Annotated in this window: 2 protein-coding genes; both read right to left on the bottom strand. The window is 68.9% G+C overall.

Going from position 1 to position 1716, the window contains the following annotated elements; genetic code table 11:
- A partial coding sequence (locus J0670_RS37375; RefSeq protein WP_207817225.1) for an LCP family protein occupies positions 1 to 1272 on the bottom strand: 1272 nt, incomplete at its 3' end.
- 237 nt (positions 1273 to 1509) lie between these two features.
- A partial coding sequence (locus J0670_RS37370; protein WP_207817224.1) for a hypothetical protein occupies positions 1510 to 1716 on the bottom strand: 207 nt, incomplete at its 5' end.

Genomic DNA, 1716 nt, shown 5'->3' with positions numbered 1-1716 from the left:
CGGGGTCGTACCGCTGCCGAGGGCATCCGGCTGCTGGCCGGTGGCGTTCTGGCCGTCGATGGTCTGGTCGGCCTTGAGGGTCTCCCAGAGCTTGTTGGCGTCCGACTCGACGAGGTCGATGTTCTTGTCCTGGGTGCGGTAGCGCCAGGGCGCGGTCACGAACTTGAGGTCGTGCATGTCGATGTTCTTCAGCGACATGCCGAAGGAGAGCAGCTTGTCCGGGGAGTTCAGTCCCTCGTCGACGGTCAGCGACTTGGTCGCGGCGTCCGCGAGCGGCAGCAGGTTGGTGGGGCTCAGCCCGTCCTTCTTCATCTTGGTGGCGAGCGAGCTGAGGAAGGCCTGCTGGCGCTTCATCCGGCCGATGTCGGAGCCGTCGCCTATGCCGTGCCGCAGCCGCACGTAGTCGAGCGCCTGCTGGCCCTGGACGGTCTGCTTGCCCTGCGGGAGGACGAGGTTGCCCTTCTTGTGCAGGTTGGGGTTGATGTCCCCCTCGTAGATCGGCTTCGGCAGGCAGATGTCCACGCCGTCGACGGCCTTGGTCATCGCGGCGAAGCCGTTGAAGTCGACCACGATGGTGTGGTCGATCCGGATCCCGGTGAGCTTCTCGATGGTGTTCTGGGTGCAGGCCGGGTTGCCGTCGTCGCTGCCGCCCATGGAGAAGGCGGCGTTGAACAGGTCGGTGCCGCCGCCCTTGGTCCACTTGCCGTTGGGCAGCTTGCAGGACGGTATCTGCACCATCGCGTTGCGCGGGATCGAGATGCCCACGGCGTGCTTGTGGTCGGCGTAGACGTGCAGCAGGATCGTGGTGTCCGAGCGGGCGCCGCCGTCCTCGCCGCCGCCGAGGTCCGCGTTGTTCTTGCCCCGGCTGTCCGAGCCGATCAGCAGCAGGTTGACCGGCTTGTTGCCGTCCGCGTCGGCCTTGGCCTCCGGCGGGCGGTCGCCGGACACCGCGTCGGCGTCGAAGGTCTTGATGTTGGCGTTCAGCTTGTAGTAGATCGCACCGCCGGTGCCCGCGATCAGCACCAGCACACCGGCCGCGGACCAGGCGACGATCTTCTTCACGTTCCGCTTGGGCTTGCTGTTGCGCCGGGCGGCGGCCCGGCCGCCGCCGGCGGCCTCCGCCTTCCCGCCGCCCTTGCCCTGTGCGGCACGGCGGGCCTCCGCCCGGCCGCCGGAGCGCGGCGGGGGCACGGAGCCCTTCGAGCCCTCCGTCGCGAGCGCGTCGGGCGTGCCCTCGCCCCGAGCCGGGCTCTCGCCCCTCCGACCTGACATGCGCGTACCTTTCACCGACGGAAGCGACGCCCCGGACGATCTGGCGCACCGCACACAGAGGAGACGGCCCGAACCGTTCCCAGGTTGCACATACGAAAGTCGGTACAGACCGACCATCGTGGCTTCCGATCATATTTAGGCCCACGGTGATCACGGACCTCCGGTACACCGGCAGCCCGGGCAGCCACTGGGGCATCCTGTGACAGACCACCCGAAATCACCTGATTCGGACGGGAATCAGAAGACGCAGGGGATGCCGCCGCCGGACCGGGCGTCGACCATCGGACCCTGCTGGGCCACCTTGGTGCCCGGGTCGGTCGGGGCGGTGGTGGGCCGGCCCTCCTTGAAGCCCGGGCCGCCCAGGACCTCGGCCTCGTCGGAGGAGGACACCCCCGCTGCGGATGAGGCGTTGAACACGTCCACCGTCGCCGGGGAGGCCGTCTT

It is taken from the genome of Streptomyces sp. FH025, from assembly GCF_017427025.1.
Lineage (GTDB): Bacteria > Actinomycetota > Actinomycetes > Streptomycetales > Streptomycetaceae > Kitasatospora.
This window is presented reverse-complemented; position numbering and strand designations above follow the sequence as displayed.